Origin of the sequence: Friedmanniella luteola, assembly GCF_900105065.1 — a bacterium.
Lineage (GTDB): Bacteria > Actinomycetota > Actinomycetes > Propionibacteriales > Propionibacteriaceae > Microlunatus > Microlunatus luteolus.
This window is the reverse complement of the sequence record NZ_LT629749.1, coordinates 4,494,327-4,506,143: the sequence shown is the minus strand read 5'-3', so window position 1 is coordinate 4,506,143 and position 11,817 is coordinate 4,494,327. Positions and strand designations below refer to the sequence as shown.

The 11,817-nt window shown below is 73.1% G+C and carries 13 protein-coding genes; 9 read left to right on the top strand and 4 right to left on the bottom strand.

What is annotated here, in order from left to right; translation table 11 throughout:
• Positions 1 to 10: 10 nt before the first annotated feature.
• The 3 genes from BLT72_RS21035 to BLT72_RS21025 are packed head-to-tail and all read left to right on the top strand — an operon-like array spanning position 11 to position 2,510.
• On the top strand, positions 11 to 889 hold the full coding sequence (locus BLT72_RS21035) for a carbohydrate ABC transporter permease (protein WP_091415856.1): 879 nt from the start codon (positions 11 to 13) through the stop codon (positions 887 to 889).
• Positions 886 to 1,812 carry a carbohydrate ABC transporter permease gene (locus BLT72_RS21030; RefSeq protein WP_091415853.1) on the top strand — a complete coding sequence of 309 codons (927 nt, stop codon included), beginning with the start codon at positions 886 to 888 and terminating at the stop codon, positions 1,810 to 1,812. Before BLT72_RS21035 ends, BLT72_RS21030 begins: the two co-directional genes overlap by 4 nt.
• Complete coding sequence (locus BLT72_RS21025; RefSeq protein WP_091415849.1) at positions 1,809 to 2,510, top strand: alpha/beta fold hydrolase; 702 nt, start codon at positions 1,809 to 1,811, stop codon at positions 2,508 to 2,510. Before BLT72_RS21030 ends, BLT72_RS21025 begins: the two co-directional genes overlap by 4 nt.
• A 135-nt stretch (positions 2,511 to 2,645) precedes the next feature.
• Here the strand turns inward: BLT72_RS21025 and BLT72_RS22845 are convergent, their stop codons facing one another.
• From BLT72_RS22845 to hisD, 4 genes are all read right to left on the bottom strand, one after another.
• On the bottom strand, positions 2,646 to 2,774 hold the full coding sequence (locus tag BLT72_RS22845; protein ID WP_197677126.1) for a GIY-YIG nuclease family protein: 129 nt from the start codon (positions 2,772 to 2,774) through the stop codon (positions 2,646 to 2,648).
• A 366-nt stretch (positions 2,775 to 3,140) separates the two neighbouring features.
• Complete coding sequence (locus BLT72_RS21015) at positions 3,141 to 3,887, bottom strand: HpcH/HpaI aldolase family protein (RefSeq protein WP_091415846.1); 747 nt, start codon at positions 3,885 to 3,887, stop codon at positions 3,141 to 3,143.
• On the bottom strand, positions 3,887 to 4,669 hold the full coding sequence (locus BLT72_RS21010; protein WP_091415842.1) for an SDR family NAD(P)-dependent oxidoreductase: 783 nt from the start codon (positions 4,667 to 4,669) through the stop codon (positions 3,887 to 3,889). Before BLT72_RS21010 ends, BLT72_RS21015 begins: the two co-directional genes overlap by 1 nt.
• Positions 4,666 to 5,994, bottom strand: a complete 1,329-nt coding sequence (hisD, locus tag BLT72_RS21005) for a histidinol dehydrogenase (protein WP_091415838.1) — start codon at positions 5,992 to 5,994, stop codon at positions 4,666 to 4,668. The genes BLT72_RS21010 and hisD overlap by 4 nt, the downstream gene beginning before the upstream one ends.
• 146 nt (positions 5,995 to 6,140) lie before the next feature.
• On the opposite strand from hisD, the gene BLT72_RS21000 reads away from it, so the two are divergent.
• From BLT72_RS21000 to BLT72_RS20975, 6 genes are all read left to right on the top strand, one after another.
• A complete protein-coding gene (locus BLT72_RS21000) occupies positions 6,141 to 7,136 on the top strand; it encodes a LacI family DNA-binding transcriptional regulator (RefSeq protein ID WP_172826144.1) in 996 nt (331 codons plus the stop codon).
• A gap of 85 nt (positions 7,137 to 7,221) precedes the next feature.
• Positions 7,222 to 8,202: a nuclear transport factor 2 family protein gene (locus BLT72_RS20995; protein ID WP_091415832.1), complete on the top strand. Its 981-nt coding sequence runs from the start codon at positions 7,222 to 7,224 to the stop codon at positions 8,200 to 8,202.
• Positions 8,203 to 8,258: 56 nt separating this feature from the next.
• Entirely contained in the window at positions 8,259 to 9,422 is a 1,164-nt protein-coding gene (locus tag BLT72_RS20990; RefSeq protein ID WP_091415829.1) for a cupin domain-containing protein, read from the top strand.
• Between the two features lie 19 nt (positions 9,423 to 9,441).
• Positions 9,442 to 10,245 carry a nitrilase-related carbon-nitrogen hydrolase gene (locus tag BLT72_RS20985; RefSeq protein WP_091415827.1) on the top strand — a complete coding sequence of 268 codons (804 nt, stop codon included), beginning with the start codon at positions 9,442 to 9,444 and terminating at the stop codon, positions 10,243 to 10,245.
• A gap of 118 nt (positions 10,246 to 10,363) precedes the next feature.
• Positions 10,364 to 10,930, top strand: coding sequence for an rRNA adenine N-6-methyltransferase family protein (locus BLT72_RS20980; protein WP_157720590.1), 567 nt, complete (start codon positions 10,364 to 10,366; stop codon positions 10,928 to 10,930).
• Positions 10,927 to 11,763, top strand: coding sequence for a nitrilase-related carbon-nitrogen hydrolase (locus BLT72_RS20975; protein WP_091415823.1), 837 nt, complete (start codon positions 10,927 to 10,929; stop codon positions 11,761 to 11,763). Before BLT72_RS20980 ends, BLT72_RS20975 begins: the two co-directional genes overlap by 4 nt.
• The last annotated feature ends 54 nt before the right edge of the window (positions 11,764 to 11,817 follow it).

Sequence of the window (11,817 nt, the reverse complement as noted above, 5' to 3'; positions counted from 1 at the left end):
AGGGACCAGCATGAAGCGCCGCGAGTTCTGGCTGCTCGTCACGCCCAGCGTGATCGTGATGTTCGGATTCATGCTGGTCCCCCTCTACCGGACGGTGCGGTGGAGCTTCCAGGACGTGGAGTACGGCGCCCCCGGGACGGGGGTCGGGTTCGCCAACTTCGCCGCGGCGGTCTCGGACCCCCGGCTCGGCAAGGCCGTGCTGTTCACTCTGGGGCTGACCGTGGTGGTCACCGCCTTCTGCCTGGTGTTCGGCTACGTCCTGGCGAGCCTGATCAACAAGCTCGGCCGCTGGCGGCCCTTCGTGCTGGGGATCATGCTGATCTCCTACGTGCTGCCGCACGTCGTGGGGGCCGTCGCGTTCAGCTGGCTGTTCGACTCCAACTTCGGCGGCATCGTCAACTACCTCGCCAACGCCGTCACCGGCGGGGCGTTCGGTCAGCCGCTCTGGTTCACCGAGGTGTGGCCGAACCGGCTGATCGTCGCCGCGAACGTCATCTGGTTCATGCTGCCGTTCGCCATGCTGATGATCCTGGCCGGCCTGCAGGGCGTCTCGGAGGAGACGCTGGAGGCGGCGGAGATCGACGGCGCCGGCCCGCTGCAGCGCCACCTCTACGTGATCATCCCGAGCATCCGCGGGGTGCTCGGCTTCGTCCTGCTGATCTTCACCATGGACGTGGTCCGCATCTTCGACTCGCTGATCGCCCTGTCCCCGCAGGCCGTCGGGCTCGGCAACGAGTCGATCATGTTGTACATCTACAACATCGCGTTCCGCGAGGGCGCGGTGAACCTGGGCCTCGGCAGCGCGATCAGCGTGCTGACGATCCTGCTCATCCTGGTCCTGCTGTACCCCTCGATCCGGAGCATCATCAAGGAGGCGCAGGCCGCATGAGCATCGACCTCAAGCCGGCGGGTGACGACGCCCCCAGCCGCAGCCCCCTCGGCGCCGCCTCGGCGGTGACCGGCCGACGCGACCAGGTCGGGCGCAACCGCTCGCGTCGCCGCACCGTCGCCGTGATCTCGGCGCTGGTGCTGGCCGCGACCTGCATCCTGATGGTCTTCCCCTTCGTGTGGGCCCTGCTGTCCTCGTTGAAGCCGACCGACGTGGCGTTCTCGAACCCGCCGGTCTTCTCGTTCGCGCCGACGTTCCAGCCCTACGTCGACCTGTGGCAGACGACGAACTTCTACCTGTACCTGACCAACACCGTCATCGTCGCGGTGATCAGCACGCTGGTGGCGCTGGTCATCGGGCTGCCGTGCGCCTACGCCCTGTCCCGCTACGGCGGGGTGGCGTCCATCGTGCTGCTGGTGCTCGCGCTGGTCTTCCGGGCGCTGCCGCGGTTCGCCGTCGTGCTGCCCATGTACGAGATCAGCAAGTCCCTCGGGATCTACGACACCACCTACGCCCTGGCGGCGGCGCTGATCGCGATCAACCAGCCCTTCACCATCTGGCTGCTGCGCAACTTCTTCGCCGAGATCCCGCGCGAGCTGGACGAGGCGGCGATGGTCGACGGCTGCACGCGCTTCGGCGTGCTGCGCCGGATCATGATCCCGCTGATGGGGCCGGGCATCCTGACGGCCGGCATCTTCGTGTTCCTGTTCGCGTTCCAGGAGTACCTGACCGCGGCGGTGCTGACCGACGTCAGCGCCAAGACCGTGCCGGTGTTCATCGCCACCCAGATCGGGCAGAACCTGCCCCTGCTGCAGCAGGCCTCGGCGGCCACGGTGCTGCTGACGCTGCCGGTGATCGGCATCGCGTTCATCGCCCAGAAGTACCTGGTGGCCGGTCTCGCCTCCGGCGCCGTCAAGGGGTGAGCGCCGCGCCCGACCCTCTGGTGCTGCTGCCGGGGATGGGCTGCACGGCGGCGCTCTGGTCGGCCCTCGACCTGCCGGACGCCCCGCTGACCGCGGTGCTGGAGGAGCCCGCGCTCGACGCCGAGGTGGACCGGCTGCTGGACCGGCTCCCCGAGCGGTTCGCGCTGGCCGGGCTGTCGCTCGGGGCGGTCGTCGCCATGGCCCTGGTCCGGCGGGCGCCGCAGCGGGTGACCCGGCTGGCCCTGCTGTCCACCAACCCGCACGCCCCGACGGCCGCGCAGCGGCAGGGCTGGGACGACCAGCGGGCGCGGTTGGCCGCCGGCTCCCCGCGCGCGCTGCAGGAGGGCCTGCTGCCGCTGCTGCTCTCGCCCGGCGTCCTGGCGCGCCGCGCCGACGTGGTGGCGACGACCCTGGCCATGGCCGACGACCTGGGCGCCGCCACCTACGACGCGCAGCTCCGGCTGCAGGGCACCCGTGTCGACGAACGGCCGGGCCTGGTCCGGGTCCGCTGCCCCGCGCTGGTGCTCGCGGCCCGCGACGACCGGCTCTGCGGTCTGGAGCGGCACGCGGAGATCGCCCGACTGGTCCCCCGCGTCACCCTCGCCGTCGTCGAGAACTCCGGCCACCTCTCCCCGCTCGAGCAGCCGGCCGTCGTCAGCGCCCACCTCCGCCGTTGGCTGGCGACCCCCGCTCCCTGAGCTTGTCGAAGGGCGTCAGTCGTCGTCGTCCCCTGAGCTCGTCGAAGGGCGCTGCTCGCTGTGAGAACCGCTGCGTGAGAGCCCGGGCAGGTCGCCGAAGCGGCCCTCGATCAGGGCGATCCGCTTCTCCCTGCGTCAACCCTGGATCTTGCGCTCGAGCCCGTACGCCTCGTCGATGCGGTCCGACTCGTGCGTCCAGACGAGCTCGACCGGGCGACGCTCGGCCGTGCACGACCCGTCAGTCCCCAGCGCGTGCTGGGTCATCCGCGCGTCCAGGTTCCGAGCGCTGCCGACGTAAGGACGAGCCGTCCGGGCAGCGGAGCATGGAGGTCCAGGGCATGGGGTGAGCCTCGACGATCGCCCACCTCAGGTCGAGGGTTCTCGCTGATCTGGGGACAGCCCCGCCGCAGGCTCAGGGCGGCTGTGGACAGCTCAGCCGGAGGATCTCGTTGCCCGTGCTCGTCGTTGAGCCCGTCGACAGGTGCGGTGGATGGCTCAGGCTTTGCACTTCCGTTGCCTGAGTCGAAGGCCCTTCGAGAGGCTCAGGGCGCGGGGTCGGGTTCGGCCCTTCGACAGGCTCCGGGCGCGGGTCGGGTTCGGCCCTTCGACAGGCTCAGGGCGCGGAACGGTTCAGGTCGGGCGGGCTCCGCGGAGGTCGGCGAGGTGGGACATCACCGTCGCCGTGAGGTTGTAGACCACCAGGGCGGCGCCGTCGGCGAAGGAGGCCTCGGCCTGGGCGCGGCCGTTGACGATGTCCATCCGGTGCCGGCCGGCGGCGGCGAGCGCGCGGTGGACCGTCGCCAGGCCCTCCGCAGGGTCGGGGTCGTCGGCCGTGCTGGACGCCCGCAGGTCGGCGGTGCCGACCATGATCCCGTCCAGGCCCGGGGTGGCGGCGATGGCGTCGGCCGCGCGCACGCCGGCCGGGGACTCGATCATGCCGAGCACCAGGGTGCGCTCCGCGGCGGCCTGCGCGTGCTCGGCCGGGCCCACCAGGCCGAAGCGGCCGGACCGGCCGTAGGTCGCGAACCCGCGCAGGCCGCTGGGCGGGTAGTGCGCCGACGCCACCAGGGCCGCGGCCTGCTCGGGGGTGTCGACGTGCGGGGCGACGACGCCCTCGGCGCCGGCGTCCAGGACCCGCAGCACCAGGGCCGGTTCGTGCCCGCCGACCCGGACCAGCACGGGGACGCCGTGGGTCTCGGCCAGCACCAGGTGCCGGCGCAGCTCGCCGACGTCGGCCGCGCCGTGCTCGGTGTCCAGCAGCACGAAGTCGAAGCCGCTGACCGCGACCATCTCGACGAGCTCCTCGGTGCCCAGCCGCAGCAGGGCGCCGAGCAGCTTCTCGCCGTCGGCCAGCCGGGACTTCAGGGAGGCGCCCATCAGGCCACCATCCCCGCCGACAGGTCGACGTCGGCTCCGCAGAGCCCGGGCATCGCCAGCATCGCGACCACGGCGGCCCCGACCTCCTCCTCGGTGACCATCCGGCCCAGGGCGGACCGGGAGACGAACGCTTCTTCGGCCGCGGCCTCGGTGACACCCGTCCGCTCGGCCTCCAGCCGGAAGTTCCGCTCCATCCGGGGGCCCGCGACCGGGCCGGGGGAGAGGGTGTTGACGTTGACGCCGGCCGGCCCGACCTCGAAGGCCAGCGTCGAGGTCAGCCCGATCACCGCCATCTTCGAGGCCGCGTAGGGGGTCCGGCGGACCAGCGGCCGCTTGCCGGAGACCGACGCCACGTTGACGACGTCGCCGCGGCCCCGCGCGACCATGGCCGGCAGGAACGCCCGGCAGACCAGGAAGACCCCGCGGACGTTGACGTCGAAGACCTCGTCCCACTCCTCGACGCTGACCTCGGTCAGCGGCGCGACCGGGCCGGCCACGCCGGCGTTGTTGACGACCACGTCGACCTCGACGTCGGCCAGGGCCTCCGCCAGCGCGGCGACCGAGGCCGGGTCGGCCACGTCGCAGGCGTGCCAGGACGCCCGCGCGCCGAGCTCGGCGCAGACCTGCTGCAGCGGCTCGCTCCGGCGTCCGGCCAGCACGACGGCCGCCCCCTGCGCGTGCAGGGCCCGGGCGATGGCGGCCCCGAGTCCGTTCCCGCCCCCCGTCACCAGGGCGGTCCGCCCCGCGAGCGGTCCGGTCGGGGCCTCGCCAGCTCCGGTCATGCCTGCCCGGCGGGCTCGTGCGCCAGCGCCGCGTCGATCCAGTCGAACCGGTCGCCCAGGTGCCGGGCGGCGCGGGCGTCGCCGGAGCGGGCGTGGCCCTCGAACAGCTCGACGCGCGAGGCGCGACCGCAGACCCGGCCCAGCTCGCCGCTGGAGGTGGTGTCGCGGATCTCCTGGTAGGTGGCGGTGCGGAGGTACTTGCCCACCCACAGACCGCCGGTGTAGCGGGCGGCGCCGAGCGTCGGCAGCACGTGGTTGGTGCCGATCACCTTGTCGCCGTAGGAGACGCAGGTGTTCTCGCCGAGGAAGAGGGCGCCGTAGTGGACCATCTTCTCGAGCGCGACCCGCGGCTCGGCGGTGAAGATCTGCACGTGCTCCGAGGCGAAGGAGTCCGCGACGGCGTAGGCCTCGTCGAGGTCCTCGGTCACGATCACCTGGCCGTAGTCGCGCCAGGCGGGGCCGGCGTAGTCGGCGGTCGGCATGCCGGGCAGGATCCGCTCGACGTGCGCCATCGCCTCGCGGGCGACGCGCTCGCTGCTCGTCACCAGCACGGCCGGGGACTCGGGCCCGTGCTCGGCCTGGGACAGCAGGTCGACGGCGACCAGGAACGGGTCGGCCTCCTCGTCGGCGACGACGAGGATCTCGGTGGGTCCGGCGAACAGGTCGATGCCGACCTCGCCGAACAGCTGCCGCTTCGCCTCGGCGACGTAGGCGTTGCCGGGTCCGGCGATCAGGTCGACGCGGGCCATCGACGCGGTGCCGACGGCCATCGCGGCCACGGCCTGGACGCCGCCGAGGATCCAGATCTCGTCGGCGCCCGCGAGGTGCATGGCGGCGACCGTCGCCGCGGGGATCTCGCCCCGGATCGGCGGCGTGCACGCCACGACGCGGGGGACCCCGGCCACCTTCGCCGTGACGATGGTCATGTGGGCGGACGCGGTGAGCGGGTACTTCCCGCCCGGGATGTAGGCGCCGGCCGCCTGGACGGGGACGTGCCGGTGGCCGAGGAAGACGCCGGGCAGCGTCTCGACCTCGACGTCGGTCATCGAGGCGCGCTGGACCTCGGCGAAGTGCCGCACCTGCGACTGCACGAAGACGATGTCGTCGATGACCTGCTGCGGCAGCGTCGCGATGATCTCCTGGACCCGTTCGGCCGACAGCCGGAGGTCCCCGGTCCAGCGGTCGAAGGTCTCCGCGTACGCGGAGACGGCCTCGTCGCCCCGGGTGCGGATGTCGGCGATGATCCCCTGCACGCGCTCGCGCACGTCGTCCTGGCTGGTGTCGGCGAAGGACTTCGACCGGCCGGTCTTCAGGTGGGTGGGCACGCGGGGCTCCTCGAGTCGGCGGCGACGTCGTGAGCGACGCCATCTACATACGTATGCCGACAGTAGACCCCGACTCGGCGCGTCGGGTCAAGGGCGCGCGGGGGCCGGTTATGCTGCCCTCCTGCCCGCCGGAAGGGGAGCTCCGCATGGTGGTCACCAGCCACGACGTCGCGCGCCTGGCCGGGGTCAGCCAGCCCACGGTGTCGCGGGCGCTGCGGGACAGCCCCAAGGTCTCCGAGGAGACGAAGCGGCGGGTGCGCCAGGCCGCGGCCGCGCTGGGCTACGTGCCCAGCGAGACGGGGCGCGCCCTCTCCAGCGGCCGGACGCGGCGGATCGGGCTGCTGCTGACCGACCTCGAGAACCAGTTCTACCCCCACGTCATCGCCCCCATCCACCGCGAGCTGGAGGCGCTGGACTACCAGCTGGTGCTGCAGACGGAGTCCTCCGACACGGGCCGGGTGGCCGAGCGGCTGCTCGCCAACGGGCTCGACGGCGTGCTGCTGGCCACCACGACCGTCGACTCGGTGCTGCCGGTCCGGCTCCGCGACCGCGGGGTCCCGTTCGTCTACTTCAACCGGACGTCGGAGTCGGTGGAGGCCGACTCCGCCGAGGTCGACGCCCAGATCGGGCTGAGCCAGCTGGCGGCCCGGATCCTCGCGCTGGGACACCGCCGGGTCGGGGCCGTCTTCGGGCCGCGCAACACCAGCACCGCCGAGCAGCGGGAGACCGCGCTGCGCGAGGCGCTGGCCGCCGGCGGGGTGAGCATCAGCGCCGCCCTCAGCTACCGCGGGCCCTTCGACTTCGAGACCGGTCACGCCGGCGCCCGCCACCTCCTGCAGCGCGACGACCCGCCGACCGTCGTCGTCTGCGGCAACGACGTGGTGGCCTACGGCGCGCTGAACGCGGCACGGGAGCTGGACCTGCGCGTGCCGGCCGACGTCTCGATCGTCGGCTTCGACGACCTGCCCGCCGCCCGCTGGCCGCTGCTGCAGCTCACCACCGTCGCCTTCGACCTGGACGCGATGGCGCGCCGCGCCGCGAGCCTGCTGGTCGCCCGGATCGAGGACCCGACCGGGCCCTTCCGGCACGAGCACTTCCCGAGCCGGCTGGTGGAGCGCGGGACGCTGGCCGCCTGCCCCTGACCCGCGCTGGGGCCCCGCCTCTCGACGTCCTCGAGTGCATACGCATACACTGAACGGGCGAGCCCAGCACCGACCAGGAGGACCCATGCCGTTGGACCCCGTCGCGTACCAGCCCTACGCCGACCCGGACGACTTCATCCGGGAGGTGACCGACCTCATCTGGGTCAACCGCTCGATCGGCCACATCCGGGAGAACTACGAGCCCGACTCCATCGTGCACGGGGCGTACGGGACCTCCGTCGGCGTCGAGGAGGTGGTGGCCGGCACGCTGATGCGGATCGCCGCGACCCCGGACCGGGTGGGCCAGGCCGAGGACGTGGTCTGGGAGGCCCGCGGGGACGACGCGTTCCTCAGCTCCCACCTCGTCTTCTCCGCCGACCCGGCGAACGGGTTCGTGCACCGGACCATCGCCAACTGCCTCTACCGGCGCGGCCGGATGGTGGAGGAGTGGGTGGTCCGGGACTCCCTGGCCATCGCCCTGCAGCTGGGCCAGGACCCGGACGCGGTGGCCCGCGAGAAGGGCTACCTCGGCTTCTCGGGCAGCATGACCGAGGCGCCCCCGACCGACGTGCTGGCGGTCGGCGACTCGGGCCCCCGGCCCGACGACCACCGCCCCGAGGTCACCCGGGTGCTGGAGATGGTGGAGCAGGTCTGGAACGGCCGGGACCTCAAGGCCGTCGAGGACTACTTCGTCCGTGACCTCACGCTGCACACCGTGGGCTACCGCACGGTCATCCGGCCCGAGAACTACCGCCGGGAGCTGCTGCGGATGCTCCGCGCCTTCCCGGCCGGGCAGTTCGAGGTCCGCGACGTGGCCACCCACCACGCGGACCGGTACGCCGGCCTCCGGGTCGCCGTCACCTGGGTCTACAAGGGCCTCTACAACGGGGTCGCCGACTTCGGCCCGCTGACCGGGACGCCGGTCGAGATCCTCGGCGTCTCGCAGTTCCTCGTGCAGGACGGCCGGATCGTCCGCGAGGTGCGGGTCTACGACGAGATCTCCGTGCGCACCCAGATCGCCGTCCGCCGCGGCGACACCCCCTACGACAGCACCAACATCTACTGACGCGCGCCCGGCTGCCGCCGCCCGCCGTCCCCCGCTCCTGCCGAAAGGAACCTGCCATGACCGACGTGGTCGTCCCCTCCACCGAGGTGACCCGGCGCACGATCCGACGCGCCGACTGGGTCGCCGAGAACGCCGCCTTCATCGACTGCCGGACCCCGGGCTCGGACCGCAAGTCCAACTACGCCTTCATCGGCCCGGGCGTCTCGCAGAACGCGAAGCAGTTCATCAACCTCAGCGAGCCGCACGGCTACAACGTGGGCGCCGCGGGGATGCCGAACGGCGTCAACAACAACCTGCACCTGCACTTCACCGCCGAGGTGTTCATCAACTTCGGCGGCACCTTCCGGATCCGCTGGGGCGTCGACGGCAAGCAGGGCGAGTACGTCAGCCACGACGGCGACATCATCTCGGTGCCCAGCTGGATCTTCCGCGGCTTCACCAACGAGGGCCCCGACGAGGGCCTGCTGCTGACGGTGCTGGGGCAGGACGTCACGGGCGGCATCATCTGGGGCCCGTCGGTGCTCAAGGAGGCCGAGTCCTACGGCCTGCACCTCACTGCCGACAACCGGCTGATCGACACCGTCGCCGGCGACGAGCTGCCCACCGACGTGCCGCTGATCAAGCCGATGAAGCAGTCCGCCATCGACGAGCTGACCACCTACAGCGTCGAGGAGATGCGCGGGCGCGTGACCCAGGCCGGCGACCGCCGCTACAGCGCCCGCGCGACGCTCGGCCACGCCCTGCCGGGCGGCGCGGGTGAGCTGGCGCTGGTGATCGGGTACGGGATGAGCGAGGACCGTCGCCAGGTGCCCCGGCTGCACGAGCCGCACAGCTTCAACCTGGCGTGGGTGCGGGCGACCCCGGGGGAGGGCCTGCTGCGGCACCGTCACGACGCCACCCAGACGTTGCTGGTGAAGTCTGGGCGCTGGCAGGTCACGCTGAACGCGGGCGCCGCGGAGGAGACCGTCGTCCTGGAGCCGCAGGACATGCTGTCGGTGCTGCCGGGCAGCTGGCGGCGCTTCGAGCTGCTCGAGGCGGGCGAGGACGCCGCCACCGAGGGCACCGGGGAGCTGATCGTCGTCAACGCCGGTGACGGCCGGGTCCGGCTGGAGTGGGCTCCCGAGGTCGTCGAGGCCGCCTTCGACGCCGGCTGGATGCTCGACCCCAACGGCTACCTCGCCCCGGTCGCGGTGATGGTCACCGCCACCGAGGACGACTGAGCCGGGGACGGGGACCGACATGGCCGTCCTCGCCGCCTGCCAGGTGCCCGTCGACATCGACGACCCGGTCAAGACCAACCGCGTCGTCGCCGAGGCGGTCGCGGAGGCGGCCGCGCGCGGGGCCCAGCTGGTGGTGCTGCCGGAGCTGACGCTCTGCGGCTCCATCTGGCGCGACGTCGCCGAGTCCTCGGCCCGCGCCGAGCCCGTGACCGGACCGTCGGTCGCGTTCTTCCGGGCCCTGTCCCGGGAGCACGGGGTGGTGGTGGTCGGCGGGTTCTGCGAGGTCTCGGGGCTGGACAGGCCCTACAACAGCGCCGTGGTCGTCGACGACGGCGAGGTGCTGGCCGTCTACCGCAAGACGCACCTGTGGGACACCGAGAAGCTGCACTTCACCCCGGGCGACGCGCTGCCGCCCGTCGTGCCCACCCGGGTCGGGGCGGTGGCGCCGCTGATCTGCTACGACCTCGCCTTCCCGGAGGTCCTGCTGGACGTCGCACGCCGGGGAGCACAGGTGGTCGCCTCGCCGGCGAACTGGCCGGACTCCGACAACCCGAACACCCGTCCCCCCGAGGTCAGCAAGGCCATGGCGATGGCCGCGACCTACCACGTGGTCGTGGTGGTGGCGGACCGCGTCGGCCCCGAGCGGGGGGTCCGCTGGGTGGGCGGCAGCGTGATCTGCGACGTGGACGGCTTCCGGGCGGCCGGGCCCGAGTTCGGCGCCACGACCGTGCTGGTGGCCGACCTCGCGGTGGAGGCGGCGCTCGACAAGCAGATCAGCACGCGCAACCACGTCTTCGGCGACCGGCGGACCGACCTCTACTGACGGCCACGGACGCCCGCTGAGCTCGGCGCCGACGGCGGTGGACCGGCGAAAAGCAGGTGCCCCCGCCGACGGCGCGGGCTAGCGTCCCCGACCATGGTCATGATCTGGACGGTCGCGCGTGCCCGGGGCCCACGGCGGGCCGGAGCGGCGCTGGGGGTGGCACCGGCTGCACGCTGACCGGGCTCGGCGGCTGGTCGAGGCGGCGCAGATCCGGCCCGGTGACCTGGTGCTGGACCTGGGGGCGGGCGACGGTGCGCTGACCGAGCCGTTGCGGGCCGCCGGGGCGCGGGTGCTGGCCGTCGAGCTGCACCCCGGCCGGGCCGCCCGGCTCCGTGCCCGGTTCGCCGCCGTGCCCGGCCGCGAGGCCGGCACGGTGACCGTGGTGGAGGCCGACCTGGAGGAGTTCCGGTGGCCGACCCGCCCGTTCCGGGTGGTGGCGAACCCGCCCTGGACGCTCGGGCTGCCGCTGCTCCGGACGTTGACGGCCCGGCGCAGCGCCCTGCTCACCGCCCACCTGGTGCTGCCGCGCGGGCTGGTCCAGCAGGCGGCCGGGTCCCGGCGGCGGGGGCTGGGGCCGGAGTACGCGGGCAGCGCCCTGGACCGGGTGCCGCCGCGGGCCTTCAGCCCGCCGCCTCCCGGACCGGCCGGCGTGCTGGAGGTCCGACGGGCAGGATGGCGACCATGACCGACCTCGCCCGCCCGAGCGGCCCCACCACGACCGTCGCCGCCTGCCAGCTGCGGATCGACATCGACGACCCCGAGGGCAACCGCCGCCGGGTGGTCACCGCCGTCGACGACGCGGTGGCGCGCGGCGCCGGGCTGGTGGTGCTGCCCGAGCTGGTGACCTCGGGGTACGTCTTCGCCGACCTGGCCGAGGCCCGGGAGCGGTCCGAGCCGGTCGACGGTCCGACCGTGACGCTGCTGACCGAGCTGTCCGCCCGCCACGGCATCGTCCTGGTCGCCGGGTTCTGCGAGCGCTCCGACGGGGAGCGGCCGTTCAACAGCCTCGCCGTCCTCGACTCCGGCCGGCTGCTGGCCGTCTACCGGAAGACGCACCTGTGGGGCACCGAGAAGGCGGTCTTCGCCGTCGGCGACGCGCTGGCCCCGGTCGTGGAGACCCGCGTCGGCGTCGTCGCGGCGATGATCTGCTACGACCTCGAGTTCCCCGAGATGGTCCGCGACGTGGCACTCCGCGGCGCGCAGATCGTGGTCGCGCCGTCGAACTGGCCCAGCAACTCCCCGCCGCCCGGCGAGCGGGCGCCCGAGGTGGTCAAGGCGCAGGCCAGCGCCGCGGTCAACCGGGTCTTCGTGGTGGTCACCGACCGGGTCGGCACCGAGCGGGGGGTCGTGTGGATCGGCGGCAGCGTCATCTGCGACGTCGAGGGCTACCCCGTCGCCGGGCCGGCCCAGGGCGAGGAGACGACGCTGCTGGCCGAGCTCGACCTCGGCCGGGCCCTGGCCAAGGATGTGGGGCCGTACAACCACGCGTTCACCGACCGGCGGCCGGACCTGTACTGAGCGGACTTCTGGCGGCTGGACCACCGCAGCGGGGGTCAGATCGCCAGAAGTCAC

Excerpts from the sequence above, each read along its gene's own strand:
- BLT72_RS21035 (WP_091415856.1), top strand. The coding sequence starts at position 11 with ATGAAGCGCCGCGAGTTCTGGCTGCTCGTCACGCCCAGCGTGATCGTG.
- BLT72_RS21030 (WP_091415853.1), top strand. The coding sequence starts at position 886 with ATGAGCATCGACCTCAAGCCGGCGGGTGACGACGCCCCCAGCCGCAGC.
- BLT72_RS22845 (WP_197677126.1), bottom strand. The coding sequence starts at position 2,774 with ATGACCCAGCACGCGCTGGGGACTGACGGGTCGTGCACGGCCGAGCGT.
- BLT72_RS21015 (WP_091415846.1), bottom strand. The coding sequence starts at position 3,887 with ATGGGCGCCTCCCTGAAGTCCCGGCTGGCCGACGGCGAGAAGCTGCTC.
- BLT72_RS21010 (WP_091415842.1), bottom strand. The coding sequence starts at position 4,669 with ATGACCGGAGCTGGCGAGGCCCCGACCGGACCGCTCGCGGGGCGGACC.
- BLT72_RS21000 (WP_172826144.1), top strand. The coding sequence starts at position 6,141 with ATGGTGGTCACCAGCCACGACGTCGCGCGCCTGGCCGGGGTCAGCCAG.
- BLT72_RS20995 (WP_091415832.1), top strand. The coding sequence starts at position 7,222 with ATGCCGTTGGACCCCGTCGCGTACCAGCCCTACGCCGACCCGGACGAC.
- BLT72_RS20990 (WP_091415829.1), top strand. The coding sequence starts at position 8,259 with ATGACCGACGTGGTCGTCCCCTCCACCGAGGTGACCCGGCGCACGATC.
- BLT72_RS20985 (WP_091415827.1), top strand. The coding sequence starts at position 9,442 with ATGGCCGTCCTCGCCGCCTGCCAGGTGCCCGTCGACATCGACGACCCG.
- BLT72_RS20975 (WP_091415823.1), top strand. The coding sequence starts at position 10,927 with ATGACCGACCTCGCCCGCCCGAGCGGCCCCACCACGACCGTCGCCGCC.